Origin of the sequence: Nocardiopsis suaedae (assembly GCF_027706745.1) — a bacterium.
Lineage (GTDB): Bacteria > Actinomycetota > Actinomycetes > Streptosporangiales > Streptosporangiaceae > Nocardiopsis_A > Nocardiopsis_A suaedae.
The window spans coordinates 183,075-196,100 of the sequence record NZ_JAQFWP010000001.1; the positions used below are offsets into that span (position 1 = coordinate 183,075).

Genomic DNA, 13,026 nt, shown 5'->3' on the forward strand with positions numbered 1-13,026 from the left:
CACCGCCGTGACGCCACCGAAGAGGACGGAGCGGGCGGTCGCGGGGACGAAGGAACGGTGCACCGGGTGGCGTTACGGGGATCGTAGCGTTCCCGGTTCCCGCCGGGGAGGTCTCCGCGCGATTCCTACCCGCCCGCGCCACGCACCCCTATCGGGACCACCAGGGGCGAGCCGGACACCGGGTCGGGGACGACCTTGCTCTCCAGGCCGAACGTGTCGGCCACCAGGTCGGGCGTCAGGACCTCATCCGGAGGGCCCGAGGCGCGGATCTCCCCGTCGTGCATGGCCACCAGCAGGTCGCTGTAGCGGCCTGCCAGGTTCAGGTCATGCAGCACCATCACCACCGTCCGGCCGTGGTCCCGGTTGAGGCCGCGCACCAGGTCCAGCACCTCGATCTGGTGGGCCAGGTCCAGGTAGGTGGTCGGCTCGTCGAGCAGCAGCAGGTCGGTCCCCTGGGCCAGCGCCATGGAGATCCACGCGCGCTGGCGCTGGCCGCCCGAGAGCCGCTCCAGCGGGCGGTCGGCCAGGTCGGCCACGCCGGTCATCTCCAGCGCCTCGGTGACCGCCGCGGCGTCCGTCGACGACCACTGCCGGTACCAGCTCTGGTGCGGGTGCCGCCCGCGCATCACCAGGTCGCCGACGGTCAGACCGGGCGGGGCCAGCGGCGACTGCGGCAGCACCGCCACCGTCCGCGCCACGTCGCGGGGCGCGGTCCGCTGGATCGGGCGCCCGTCCAGCACCACCTGCCCGGACCGGGGCCGCAGCAGCCGCCCCAGCGCCCGCAGCAGCGTCGACTTGCCGCACCCGTTGGGCCCGATGACGGAAGTCACCGCGCCGTCCGCGACCGCGAAATCCAGGTCGCGCGCGATCACGGTCTCGCCGTAGCCCAGGGTGGCGCCCTCGGCGCGCAGCCGGGACGCGGCCGGGGCACCGGACGGACCGCCGTCGGGGGCGCTGATGAGGGCGCTGTCAGGGGCCTCGGCGGCGGGGGAAGGGGAGCGGTCGGTGGTCACAGGCGGGCCTCCCGGTGCCGGAGGATGATCAGGTACATCAGGAACGGCGCCCCCAGCACCGCGGTGAACACGCCCACCGGCAGCTGGGTGGGGGCGAACAGTCCGGCGGCGAGCTGGTCGGCGCCGAGCGTCAGCGCGGCCCCGGTCAGGGCCGAGGTCAGCGGGGGCGGCTCGGCGGCGCCGCACAGCCGCAGCGCGATCTGCGGGGCCGCCAGGGCGACGAAGGTGATCGGCCCGGCCGCCGCCGTGGCCGCGCACACCAGCAGCGCCGCGCACAGCATCAGGCCCAGCCGGGCGGCGTCCACCCGGACGCCCAGGCCGCGCGCCGCGTCGTCGCCCAGCCCCAGCGCCGCCACGGCGCGCGCCGCGACCAGGGCCGTCGGCAGCAGCACCGCCAGCGCGGCGGCGGCCACCCCGACCCGGTCCCAGTCGGCGGCGTGCAGACTGCCGGTCACCCACGTCTGCGCGCGGGCCGCGTCCTGCAGGTCGCTCCAGGTCATCACCCAGTAGACGAGGTTGGCGCACATCAGCGAGACGGCGACGCCCACCAGCAGCAGCCGGGTGCTCGCCACCCCGGACCGCCAGGACAGGCCGAACACCGCGGCGGCGGCGGCCAGGCCGCCCACCACCGCCCCGGCGGGCACGCCGAACTGGGCGGCCGCGCCGCTCACCCCGCCCGAGCCGCCGCCGAGCACGATCACCAGGACGGCGCCCACCGAGGCGCCCCAGCCGATCCCCAGGGTGTCCGGGCTGGCGAGCGGGTTGCGCGCCACCCCCTGCAGGATCGCCCCGGACAGCCCCAGGGCGGCGCCGACCAGGGCCCCGGTCAGCGCCCGGGGCATCCGCAGCTCCATCACGACGAAGCGCTCCCCGCGGTCGCCGCCCCCGGCGAGCACCGCGAGCACGTCGGCGGCGCCCATCGGGTAGTCGTCGAAGGCGGTCAGCGCCCGGACGAACAGCCCGGCCAGCGCCGCAAGGATGAGCAGCGCGACGGCGGCGGTGCGCGGCCTCCACGTCCAGGAGAGCGGTCCGGCGCGCAGGGCGCGGCGGCGGCCGGGCGGGGCGGGTGCGGGCGGTGCGGCGGGGGTCACGGGGCGATCATCCTTCCCCTGCGGACGAGGGCGATGAAGAACGGGGCGCCCAGGACGGCGAGGACGATGCCGACCTCCACCTCGCCGCTGCCGCGCACCACCCGTCCGGCGATGTCGGCGGCCAGCACCAGGCAGGCGCCGGCGGGGGCGGCCAGCGGCAGCATCCACCGGTGGTCGGGTCCGGCGACCGCGCGGGCCAGGTGCGGCGCGGCCAGCCCGACGAAGGCGATCGGCCCGGCGGCGGCCGTGGCGGCGCCGGTGAGCAGGGCGATGGCGGCCACCCCGGTGGCGCGGGTCAGGCGCACCCGCTGCCCGAGCGCGGTGGCCACGTCGTCGCCCAGCGCCAGCGCGTTGAGGCCGGGGGCGTTGGCGGCGGCCAGCGCCAGCCCGGCCGCGATGAACGGCAGCACCTGCCACAGCACGTCCAGGGGCCGCCCGGCCAGGGTGCCCAGCCGCCAGAACCGGTACACCTCCAGGCTGGCGTGGTCCATCAGCACGATCGCCGAGACGAGCCCGCCGAGCAGGGCGCTCATCGCGGCCCCGGCGAGCACCAGGGTGACCGGGGTGGGGCCGCGGGACCCGCCGGCGGCGATGGCGAACACCGCCGCGGAGGCGGCGAGCGCCCCGGCGACCGCGAGCCACACGAACGCCGACACCTCGGTCAGCCCCAGCAGGAAGACGCCCAGGACCACGCCGAGGGCCGCGCCGTGCGCGACGCCGAGGACGCCGGGGTCGGCGATCGGGTTGCGGGTGTGGCTCTGCATGAGCACTCCGGCGGTGCCGAGAGCGGCGCCCACGGCGATCCCGATGGCGGTGCGGGGCAGGCGAAGCGACCACACCACCGCGCTGGCCTCGCCGCCGTCCGGCGTGCCCAGCACCCGCCAGACCTCGCCCGGTGGGAGGGCGCGGGCGCCGATGAGCAGGCTCGCCGCGGCGCAGGCGGCGAGCAGGCCCACCAGCACCGCCAGGCCGATCGTGCGGCGGGCGCGCACGGCGGCGCCGAAACCCGGAGTGCTCGGCGGTCCGGCCGCCCGGGCGGGGGAGGCGGAGGGCATCACGGTCGCGGGACTCCTCGGGGACGGGGGACGGCGGCGGGGCGCCCCGGCCGGGCTCCGGACGGGCCCGGGCTGGACAAATGGGGCGCTGAACCGCATACTGCCTGATCGCGGGCGCAAGCTCACTCTTAGGCAAGACAAACCTAAGGCATTGTCCCATCAGAAAGGTCCGCGATGTCCCCCATCCGACGCCGCACCTCCCCCGGCGCCCTCGCGGGCGCCTTCGCCACCGGGGCGGCACTGCTGCTGTCCGCCGCCTGTGGAGGCGGGGGCGAGGAGTCCGGCTCCGCCGACGGCGGCGGCGACGGCGCGTTCCCGATCACCGTCGAGCACGCCATGGGCGAGACCACGATCGAGTCGGCGCCGGAGACCGTCGTCGTCCTGGACAACAGCTACCTGGACTCGGCCATCGCGCTCGGCATGGACGTGGTCGGGCGCACCGACTACTACGACGGCGGCGACCTGCGCGACTACCTCGGCGACGAGGGCACCGAGTACGCCGGGGACGCCGCGTCCCTGGGCACTCTGGAGGCGCCCGACATGGCCGCCATCGCCGAGCTGCAGCCCGACCTGATCCTCTCGGCGAAGGTCCGCCACGAGGACATCTACGAGCAGCTCTCGAAGATCGCGCCGACCGTGTTCTCCGAGACCACCGGGGCCACCTGGAAGCAGAACCACATCATGGTCGGCGGGGCCGTCGGCAAGAAGGACGAGGCCGAGCGGCAGATCGCCGCCTACGAGGAGCGCGCCGCCGAGCTGGGCGACCGGATCGCCGAGGCCTCCGGCGGCGAGATGCCCACCATGAACATGGTGCGGTTCGCGGGCGAGCCCACGGTCCGGCTGTACCAGCCCGAGTCCTTCCCCGGCATCGTCCAGGCCGACGTGGGCGTGCCGATGCCCGAGGACGCCCCCGAGGGCGAGGACGGCGCCATCTCCGCCGACCTGGGCCCGGAGGAGATCCTGGACCTGGACGCCGATCACATCTACGTGTCCACCTGGGACGACGGCACCGGCGACGCGGCGGACAAGTCGGAGGAGTTCACCGGCAACCCGCTGTGGGACCAGCTGGAGGGCGAGAAGCACGAGGTCGACGACCGGGTGTGGGCCGGCTCCGTCAGCCTGCAGGGCGCCGACGCGATGCTCGACGACATGGCCGAGGGCTTCGGAGTCGACCCGGTCGAGTGACCCGTCCCCGGGCGCGCGGCCGCCCGCCGCGGACGTATCGGCCCGGACGCCGCAGTGCGTCCGGGCCGACGGCGTACCTCTGATTCGCGCAGGAAGCAGGCCGCTCCGGGGGCGTCGGCCTGAGCGCGGTGGTGGCACCCCGCCCCGTGCGCCCTGGCCGCCGAGGAGCAGGGCGGGACCGACGCTCGGCCGGCGCGGGCCGACGGCCGACCACAGGAGGCGGCCGGTGTTCCTTCCGACAGGACCGCCCGCGCGCGTCCCCGCCCGGAGAAGCCGCCTCGAACCGCGGTTCGACGGGGCCCGTTCAGGGCTTCTTCGCGATGCCGCCGATGATGATGTGCTTATTGCGCGGCGGCATCACATAGTTCCCCGCCTGGGCGCTCTCCTTGGGCAGGGGGCGCCAATCGTTCAGCGGGACCAGACCGGGCTCCACCAGCGGCCATCCCTGGAAATAGGAGAGGATCTCCTCCCGGCCGCGCCAGAGGCCGTGGCCGAGCTTCTCCATGAACGCCTTCTGCAGGGCCGCCGCCCTCTTCGCGCTCTTGGGCGAGCGTGCGGCGTCCGGGCAGCAGAAATGGCTGATCACGAGGTGGCTTCCGGGGGCGAGCGCGTCGCACAGTTCGCGGGTGGTCCCGCCGGGGTCGTCGTCGTCCTGCAGGTGGTGCAGGATTCCGCCGAGCATCAGCGCCACCGGCCGGTCCAGGTCGATCAGCCCGGTCCCCACGGCCTCCTGCAGCACCGTCTTGGGGGAGGTCAGATCGGCCTTGAGGACGACCGTGGTGTTGTTGTCGGCCAGCAGCGCACGGGCGTGCGTCAGCACCATGGGGTCCTTGTCGACGTAGACGACGCGGCCGTGCGGGGTGCTCTCGTGCACCACCTCGTGCACGTTGCCGTCGGTGGGCAGGCCCGAGCCGATGTCGAGGTACTGCTCGATGCCCGCCTCTGTCGCCAGGTAGCGCGCCGCGCGCTGCACGAACGCCCGGTTCCCCAGCGCCAGGTCGGTGACGCCCGGGACGACCCCCTCAGCGTAGTTCGCCATATCGCGGTCGGCCGCGAAATGGTCCTTGCCGCCGAGGAAGTACGAATAGACACGCGCGATCGACGGTTTCGTCAGGTCGATGTCGGGCGGCTCGGTGTACTTCTGGCCGGTCCGCTTGAGGAATTCGGGGGGGTCGGGTCGGGCCATCGGCGTCCCATCGTCATCCGGGGGGATAGCGCTACGCTCCGGAGTCTATTCCTCGCGGGCGCCCTTGGTAACCGTCGATTCGGGGACGGATGGCCCGAAACGGCCTCACCCCCGGTCATCGGCCTGATGCGGCCACATGCTCCGCCGACCGGGGGCGGTCTGGTATCCCGGCCGCGCCCCGGGCCGGGGCCCGGGGCGCGGCTCCGGGCGTCAGCCGATGGAGCGCCCCGCGTACTCGGGGACCTCCTCGACCGCGTCCGCCAGGCGGGCCAGGACCTCGCCGGGGAACGGCACGGTGCCGCCGTTCACCTGGTCGACGTGGAGCGCCATGACCTCCTCGGTCGCGCGCAGCACGCCGTCCAGCCACATCTCATGGCACACGCGGACCTTCTTGGCGCCCGCCGACACCACCCGCGTCCACACCTCCAGCTCCGCCCCGGGCGGGACCTCGCGCAGGTAGCGCACGTGCGCCTCGACCGTGTACAGCGAGCACCCGGTGCGCTCCCGGTACCCGGCGTCCATCCCCGCGCGGTCCATCAGGGCGTCGGTGGCGAACCCGAACACCAGCACGTAGTAGGCCTCGCTGAGGTGTCCGTTGTAGTCGATCCACTCGGGCAGGACCCGCCGGACCAGGTGCGGCCCGCTCACGCGCCGCCCCCTTCGGTGTCTTCGTTCCCTTCGGTGCCGCGGGCCCGCGCCTCGGCGGCCTCCTCGGCCTCGACCTCGGCCAGCGCCCGCATCACCGCGATCATCCGGCGGTCGCGCTGCTCGATCAGCTCGGCCGTGCTCCGCCCGGCCACCACCTCGTCGGTCCCGGCCACCATGGCGTCGCGCAGCCCGGCGGTGAGCTCGGGCGCCTCCAGGCGGGTCCACGGCGCCTTCAGCGACGGGCCGAAGTGGTCCAGCATGTGCGCCATGCCGCCCTCGCCGCCGGCCAGGTGGAAGGTCAGGCACGGGCCGAAGAACGCCCAGCGCAGCCCCATCCCGGCGGTCATGGACCGGTCGATCTGCTCCACCGTGGCCTCGCCCTCGGCCACCATGTGCAGCGCCTCCCGCCAGGCCGCCTCCTGGATGCGGTTGCCGATGAAGCCCGGCAGCTCCCGGTCCATGGTGATGACCTGCTTGCCCGCGGCGCGGTAGAACTCCGAGGCCCACTCCACGGCCCAGCGCTCCGTGGACTCCCCGCCCACGACCTCCACCAGCGGAACCAGGTAGGGCGGGTTGAACGGGTGGCCCACCACCAGGCGCTCCGGCCGGGCGGCCTTGACCTGCATCTCGCTCATCGAGTAGCCGGAGGTGGAGGAGCCCACCACCACATGCCCGGGCGCGGCCTCGTCGATCTCGGCGAGCAGGGAGATCTTCAGGTCGATCCGCTCGGGGGCGCTCTCCTGCACGAAGTCCGCCTCGGCGACCGCCTCGGCCAGCGTGCCGGTGACGGTCAGCCGGTCCATCGACGCGCCCTCGGCCAGTCCCAGGCGGGTCAGCGCGGGCCAGGCCGAGGCGACCAGGTCGCGCAGCCTGCGCTCGGCGTCGGGGGCCGGGTCCCAGGCACGCACGTCGTAGCCGCGGGCCAGGAAGTGGGCGACCCAGCCGCCGCCGATCACCCCCGCGCCCACGCACGCGACCGTGCGCACCCCGCCGGGCGCGGCCGTCGCCGCCGGGGCGCCGTTCGTCTCCGCCATCGGACACATCCTTCTCATCGTCGGGAAGTCGCAGAACCGCTTACGGGGGGTGGTGCTCCAGGACCCGCCGGGAGCGGCGTCCGGGCAGGCGGAGGGCGCCGCCCGCGGTACGGCGGCGCCCGGCCCGGGGTGCCCCGGGCGGGGGTGGTCAGCGCGCGCTGCGCAGCTTCAGCTTGGCGCGGGCCTCGTCGGGGGAGACGACCCGCGCGCCCAGGGCCTCGATGATGCCGCGGGCCTTCTCCACGAGCTGGCCGTTGGTGGCCTTGACCCCGCGGCTCAGGTAGAGGTTGTCCTCCAGGCCGACGCGGGCGTGCCCGCCCAGCAGTACGGACTGGGCCACCCACGGCATCTGCATGCGGCCGATCGCGAAGCTCGCCCACTCGGCGCCCTCGGGCAGCATCCGCACCATCGACTGCAGCACGCCCGGGTCGGCCGGGGCGCCGTAGGGGATGCCGGTGCACAGCTGGAACATGCTCGGGTCGTCGATGAGGCCCTCGGCGTACATCTGCTTGGCGAACCACAGGTGGCCGGTGTCGAAGATCTCCAGCTCCGGGCGCACGCCCAGCTCCTGGATGCGCTGGGCCCCGGCGCGCAGCATGTCCGGCGTGGAGATGTAGACACTGCTGCCGTCGCCGAAGTTGAGCGTGCCGCAGTCCAGGGTGCAGATGTCGGGAAGCAGCTCCTCGACGTGCGGCAGCCGGTCCAGCCCGCCGACCAGGTCGGTGGCGGCGCCGAAGGCGAACGGGTCGGAGCCCTGGCCGATCTCCAGGTCGCCGCCCATCCCGGCGGTCAGGTTGATGACGATGTCGGTGCCGGACTCCTTGATCCGCTCGACGACCTCCCGGTACAGCGCGTTGTCCCGGGAGGGGGCGCCGGTCTCGGGGTCGCGCACGTGGATGTGCACCGCGCTGGCCCCGGCCCCGGCGGCCTCGACCGCCGAGGCGGCGATCTGCTCGGGGGTGACCGGGACGTGCGGGCTGCGGCCCACGGTGTCCCCGGCGCCGGTCAGCGCGGCGGTCAGGATGACCTCGGTGTTCATGGTCTCGTTCACGGGGTTTCCTCGCTCGTGTGCGGGTGTTCGGTGGCCGGTGCGCCGGGCCCCGGTGCGTGGGGCGCCGGTGTGTCGGGCGCCGCTGCGCCGCCGGCCGGCGGCTCGATCTGGGTGGTGACGAACGCGTGCAGGGCGGTGCGCATCCCCTCGACGGTGCGCCCGGGGCGCCCGGTGAGCACCTGGATGCCCAGGCCGTCGATGAGGGCGGTGAGGCGGACCGTCACCGCCTCGGCGTCCAGGTCGGCGCGGAAGGCCCCGGAGGCGGCGCCGTCGCGCAGCGTCCGGGCGATGGTGTCGTGCCAGCGCTGGTAGGACTCGGCGTGCAGCTCCCGCATCGCGGGGTCGAGCGCGGACTCGGTCCACACCTGCATCCAGATGGACCACTCCCGCGCCAGGTGCCCGGGGGAGGGAAGCTGCAGCTCGATGAGGCGGTGCAGCCGCTCCCGCGCGTCCTCGATGCCGTGCAGGACCGCGACCTGGCGGTCGAAGGCCTGCTTGACCGAGGAGCGCAGGGTCTCGTCGAGCAGCTCGCGCAGAGTGGGGAAGTGGTAGTGGATGGCGGCGCTGGACACCCCGCACTCGGCGGCGATGTCGGCGGTGCGCACCGAGTGGTAGCCGCGCTCGGCGATGAGCCGCCAGGCGGCGTCGGTGATCTGGCGCCGCCGTCCCTGCTCGCGTGCGGCGCGCCCGTCCTGCCCGGCGTCGGGGGGCGGCTCGGTGGCCACGGCGACGCGGGGGGCGGCCGCGACGACGCCGTCGGCGGCGTCCTCGCCGTGCAGCAGCCAGTTGACGGTCACCCCGGCGGTGTCGGCGATGCGGATGAGCTCTTCGGCGGTGAAGCGCCGGGTGCCGCTGAGCGACTTGGAGAGCTTCGATGCCTCCAGGCCCATGACGGCGGCGAACTCGCGCTGCGGGCGCCCGGACCGCCGGATCACGTCGCGGACCCGGTGGCGCAGGCCCTCCATGTGGTCGGTCACGGGGGGTGACGCTAGCAGGGGAGTAGCGATAATCGCAACGTCGCGGCGCTGGCGGCGCACCGGATCATCGCAGCGTGTATCGGATAAACCCGGGCCGTTGCGGCGATGCGATCCATCTGACTGTCGGATCAGAAAGCGGTGGGGCGATCCAGGGGGCGCGCGCTGTCCGGCCAGGTGTCCGGGCCGGAGGGCGGCGTGCGGTGGGCGCGCATGTCGCCCCCACTGATCCACTCACCAAAGTTGAGTGGGTCAGGCTCACCCTGATTGACGCGCGGAGCGGTGTCGGGCAGTCTGTGGAGAGCGGTGACGGGTTGTGTCCGGCGGGCTCAACTTGTCTGCGCCACACCTGTTGAATCCCGAGGAGTCGGCGGAGGAACCTGCTCATGGCACGTGCGGTCGGTATCGACCTGGGAACGACCAACTCGGTCGTCTCGGTCCTGGAGGGCGGCGAGCCCACCGTCATCGCGAACGCCGAGGGCGCGCGGACCACCCCGTCCGTCGTCGCCTTCGCCAAGAACGGCGAGGCCCTGGTCGGCGAGGTCGCCAAACGGCAGGCCGTGACGAACGTGGACCGGACCATCGCCTCGGTGAAGCGGGAGATGGGAACGGACCGGACCGATGAGGTCGACGGCAAGACCTTCACCCCGCAGCAGATCAGCGCCTTCGTGCTGCAGAAGCTCAAGCGGGACGCCGAGTCCTACCTCGGCGAGGACGTGACCGACGCCGTCGTCACCGTCCCGGCCTACTTCAGCGACCACCAGCGCCAGGCCACCAAGGAGGCGGGCACGATCGCGGGCCTGAACGTCCTGCGCATCATCAACGAGCCCACGTCGGCGGCCCTGGCCTACCACCTCGACAAGGAGAACGAGGCCACCATCCTCGTGTTCGACCTGGGCGGCGGCACCTTCGACGTGTCCCTGCTGGAGGTCGGCGACGGCGTGGTCGAGGTCAAGGCGACCTCGGGCGACAACCACCTGGGCGGCGACGACTGGGACCAGGCCGTGGTCGGCTGGCTGGTCGAGCGGTTCAAGGCCTCCGACGGCATCGACCTGTCCAAGGACAAGATGGCGCTGCAGCGGCTGCGCGAGGCCGCGGAGAAGGCCAAGATCGAGCTCTCCGGCTCCAGCGAGTCGGCGATCACGCTGCCGTACGTGACCGCGTCGGCGGAGGGGCCGCTGCACCTGGAGGAGAAGCTCACCCGCGCCGAGTTCCAGCGCCTGACCGGGGACCTGCTCGAGCGCACCAGGGCCCCGTTCCACCAGGTCATCGAGGACGCCGGGATCTCGGTGGACGACATCGGCCAAGTGGTGCTGGTGGGCGGCTCGACCCGCATGCCCGCGGTCGTGGAGCTGGTCAAGGAGCTGACCGGCGGCAAGGAGCCGAACAAGGGCGTCAACCCCGACGAGGTCGTGGCCATCGGCGCGGCCCTGCAGGCCGGCGTGCTCAAGGGCGAGGTCAAGGACGTCCTGCTGCTGGACGTCACTCCGCTGTCGCTGGGCATCGAGACCAAGGGCGGGGTGTTCACCCGCATCATCGACCGCAACACCACCATCCCGACCAAGCGGTCCGAGACCTTCTCCACCGCCGCCGACAACCAGCCCTCGGTCGGCATCCAGGTGTTCCAGGGCGAGCGGGAGATCGCGGCCTACAACAAGAAGCTGGGCACCTTCAACCTCGACGGGATTCCGCCGGCGCCGCGCGGCGTGCCGCAGATCGAGGTCGCCTTCGACATCGACGCCAACGGCATCGTCAACGTCTCGGCCACGGACCTGGGCACCGGCAAGGCCCAGTCGGTGACCATCACCGGCGGCTCGGCCCTGGCCAAGGACGACATCGACACGATGGTCCGCGAGGCCGAGCGGTACGCCGAGGAGGACCGCAAGCGGCGGGAGGACGCCGAGGTCCGCAACCAGGCCGACACCCTCGTCTACCAGACCGAGAAGTTCATGCGCGAGAACGCCGACGCGGTCCCCGGGGACATCAAGGGGGAGGTCGAGGACGCCGTCGGCGAGGTGCGCCGGGCCCTGGACGGCAGCGACACCGCGGCCGTCTCCGCGGCCGCCGGCAAGCTCGGCGAGGTCAGCCGGAGAATGGGGTCGGCCATCTACGCGGCGGCGGACGGCGGCACGGCCGGGGACACGGGACCGTCGGCGTCCGGGGGCGCCCGCACCTCCGACACCGGCGACCAGGAAGAGGAGATCGTCGACGCCGAGATCGTGGACGACGACAAGGGGCAGGACGGCAAGGGCGCCTAACGGCCCCCCGCCGTTGACCTCGGGAGAATCGACGCTAAAACCGCGCCTGTAGGGTCGTTTTTCCCGAGATCAACGGGGAGGCCGCGGCGGGAGAACCGCGCACCCCCTCCGGCCCGCTCCCCTTCTCCGCTACTCCGGCACCGGCTCGGCCAGGACGCGCTGGGCGATCCCGAAGGCCTTGTTGGCGGCGGGGACCCCGCAGTACACGGCGGCCTGCAGGAACACCTCGCGGATCTCCTCCTCGCTCAGGCCGTTGCGCACCGCCGCGCGGACGTGCATGGCCAGTTCCTCCCAGTGGCCTTTGGCGACCATGGCCGTCAGCACCATGCAGCTCCGCGTCCTGCGGTCCAGCACGCCGTTCGTCCAGACCTCGCCCCACGCGTAGCGGGTGATGAAGTCCTGGAACGGCGCGGTGAACTCGCTCTTCCCGGCCTCGGCGCGGTCGACGTGGGCGTCGCCCAGCACCTCGCGCCGGACCCGCATGCCCGCGGCGCGGCGCTCATCGTCGGTCCGGTCGGTCCGCTCGGTCACGGTCGGTCTCCTCCAAGGGTCGGCGGCAGGGCGGGGTCAGGCGAAGTGCGCGACGAGCAGGCGGTTCACCTCGTCGGCGCATTCACGGTTGGCCAAGTGCGCGCCCCCGTCCAGGACGTGGCGGCGGGCGCCGGGGACGGCCCGGGCGATGCGCTCGGCGTGCTCGGGCGGTGTGGACGGGTCGTGCGCCCCGGCGACGACCAGCGTCGGAGCGGTGATGCGTCCCAGGTCGGAGCGCAGGTCCATGGCGGCGATCGCCTCACAGCACGCGGCGTAGCCCTCGGCCGGGGTGGAGGCCACGGTCTCCCGCATCCGGGCGACCTCGCCGGGGTGCGCGGCGGCGTAGCCGGGGGTGAACCAGCGCCCGACCACGGCCTCGGCCACCGCCCCGGCCCCGTGCGCGCGCACGGTCGCCGCGCGGTCGGTCCAGTTCTCCGGCGGCCCGAGCCAGGCGGCCGTGCACATCAGCGCGAGCCGGTCGATCCGCTCGGGGGCGGCGGCCGCCAGCCACATGCCGACCATGCCGCCGAGGGACAGCCCGGTGAAGCCGACCCGGTCCAGGCCGAGCCGGTCGAGCAGGCCGAGTACGTCGGCCCCGAGGTCGGCGATGGAGGCGGGGCCGTCGGGGACGGGGGAGCGGCCGTGCCCCCTGTGGTCGAAGCGGACCACCCGGAGACCGGCCGAGGTCAGCGCCTCGACCTGCGGGTCCCACATCTCCAGCGTGCTGCCGAGCGACCCGGCCAGCACGACGGCGGGTGCGGCCTCGGGGCCCTCGGCCACCGCGTGGAGTCCGCCCGTGATGGGGCGCCCGGTCGGCTGTGCGGTCAAGGGGGTACCTCCGTTCATCGGTTCGTGTCCAGTGGCCGAGAGAGCCGTGGCCACCGTTCGCATCCTGCGCCGTCGGTCCCCGGCGCCGGTGGACGCGGGCCCGGGGCGGGCGTGTCCCGCCGTGGCCTCTGTTGGAGTGGTGTGATTCCCGTGCGGCCGGGTCGACCCGCCG

At 73.9% G+C, this 13,026-nt stretch carries 12 protein-coding genes; 2 read left to right on the forward strand and 10 right to left on the reverse strand.

Going from position 1 to position 13,026, the window contains the following annotated elements; translation table 11 throughout:
• Positions 1 to 125 precede the first annotated feature (125 nt).
• Genes O4U47_RS00800 through O4U47_RS00810 form a run of 3 tightly spaced genes read right to left on the reverse strand, consistent with a single transcriptional unit; the run spans position 126 to position 3,159 of the window.
• A complete protein-coding gene (locus O4U47_RS00800; protein WP_408638906.1) occupies positions 126 to 1,013 on the reverse strand; it encodes an ABC transporter ATP-binding protein in 888 nt (295 codons plus the stop codon).
• Positions 1,010 to 2,104: a FecCD family ABC transporter permease gene (locus tag O4U47_RS00805; RefSeq protein WP_270675070.1), complete on the reverse strand. Its 1,095-nt coding sequence runs from the start codon at positions 2,102 to 2,104 to the stop codon at positions 1,010 to 1,012. Before O4U47_RS00805 ends, O4U47_RS00800 begins: the two co-directional genes overlap by 4 nt.
• A complete protein-coding gene (locus tag O4U47_RS00810) occupies positions 2,101 to 3,159 on the reverse strand; it encodes a FecCD family ABC transporter permease (protein WP_270675072.1) in 1,059 nt (352 codons plus the stop codon). The genes O4U47_RS00805 and O4U47_RS00810 overlap by 4 nt, the downstream gene beginning before the upstream one ends.
• A 174-nt stretch (positions 3,160 to 3,333) precedes the next feature.
• On the opposite strand from O4U47_RS00810, the gene O4U47_RS00815 reads away from it, so the two are divergent.
• Entirely contained in the window at positions 3,334 to 4,344 is a 1,011-nt protein-coding gene (locus O4U47_RS00815; RefSeq protein ID WP_270675075.1) for an ABC transporter substrate-binding protein, read from the forward strand.
• Between the two features lie 304 nt (positions 4,345 to 4,648).
• Here O4U47_RS00815 and O4U47_RS00820 read toward each other — a convergent pair whose 3' ends face one another.
• The 5 genes from O4U47_RS00820 to O4U47_RS00840 form a co-directional block, all read right to left on the reverse strand.
• Entirely contained in the window at positions 4,649 to 5,530 is an 882-nt protein-coding gene (locus O4U47_RS00820) for an SAM-dependent methyltransferase (RefSeq protein WP_270675078.1), read from the reverse strand.
• A 210-nt stretch (positions 5,531 to 5,740) separates the two neighbouring features.
• Positions 5,741 to 6,178, reverse strand: coding sequence for a thioesterase family protein (locus O4U47_RS00825; protein ID WP_270675081.1), 438 nt, complete (start codon positions 6,176 to 6,178; stop codon positions 5,741 to 5,743).
• Positions 6,175 to 7,212, reverse strand: coding sequence for a 3-hydroxyacyl-CoA dehydrogenase NAD-binding domain-containing protein (locus O4U47_RS00830; protein ID WP_270675083.1), 1,038 nt, complete (start codon positions 7,210 to 7,212; stop codon positions 6,175 to 6,177). Before O4U47_RS00830 ends, O4U47_RS00825 begins: the two co-directional genes overlap by 4 nt.
• Before the next feature lie 148 nt (positions 7,213 to 7,360).
• Positions 7,361 to 8,263, reverse strand: coding sequence for a BKACE family enzyme (locus O4U47_RS00835; RefSeq protein ID WP_270675086.1), 903 nt, complete (start codon positions 8,261 to 8,263; stop codon positions 7,361 to 7,363).
• Entirely contained in the window at positions 8,260 to 9,228 is a 969-nt protein-coding gene (locus O4U47_RS00840) for a TetR/AcrR family transcriptional regulator (RefSeq protein ID WP_270675300.1), read from the reverse strand. Before O4U47_RS00840 ends, O4U47_RS00835 begins: the two co-directional genes overlap by 4 nt.
• Before the next feature lie 395 nt (positions 9,229 to 9,623).
• Here O4U47_RS00840 and dnaK point away from each other — a divergent pair, with 395 nt between their 5' ends.
• Positions 9,624 to 11,495: a molecular chaperone DnaK gene (gene dnaK / locus O4U47_RS00845; RefSeq protein WP_270675089.1), complete on the forward strand. Its 1,872-nt coding sequence runs from the start codon at positions 9,624 to 9,626 to the stop codon at positions 11,493 to 11,495.
• A 129-nt stretch (positions 11,496 to 11,624) separates the two neighbouring features.
• Here the strand turns inward: dnaK and pcaC are convergent, their stop codons facing one another.
• Both pcaC and pcaD read right to left on the reverse strand, forming a co-directional pair.
• Positions 11,625 to 12,026: a 4-carboxymuconolactone decarboxylase gene (gene pcaC, locus O4U47_RS00850; protein ID WP_270675092.1), complete on the reverse strand. Its 402-nt coding sequence runs from the start codon at positions 12,024 to 12,026 to the stop codon at positions 11,625 to 11,627.
• Between the two features lie 36 nt (positions 12,027 to 12,062).
• Positions 12,063 to 12,854 (reverse strand): 3-oxoadipate enol-lactonase, encoded by a 792-nt coding sequence (gene pcaD, locus O4U47_RS00855; protein ID WP_270675095.1) that lies wholly within the window; start codon positions 12,852 to 12,854, stop codon positions 12,063 to 12,065.
• Between the last annotated feature and the right edge of the window lie 172 nt (positions 12,855 to 13,026).

Coding starts and splice junctions, on each gene's coding strand:
- O4U47_RS00810 (WP_270675072.1), bottom strand. CDS start 3,159: ATGCCCTCCGCCTCCCCCGCCCGGGCGGCCGGACCGCCGAGCACTCCG.
- O4U47_RS00815 (WP_270675075.1), top strand. CDS start 3,334: ATGTCCCCCATCCGACGCCGCACCTCCCCCGGCGCCCTCGCGGGCGCC.
- O4U47_RS00820 (WP_270675078.1), bottom strand. CDS start 5,530: ATGGCCCGACCCGACCCCCCCGAATTCCTCAAGCGGACCGGCCAGAAG.
- O4U47_RS00830 (WP_270675083.1), bottom strand. CDS start 7,212: ATGGCGGAGACGAACGGCGCCCCGGCGGCGACGGCCGCGCCCGGCGGG.
- O4U47_RS00840 (WP_270675300.1), bottom strand. CDS start 9,228: ATGGAGGGCCTGCGCCACCGGGTCCGCGACGTGATCCGGCGGTCCGGG.
- dnaK (WP_270675089.1), top strand. CDS start 9,624: ATGGCACGTGCGGTCGGTATCGACCTGGGAACGACCAACTCGGTCGTC.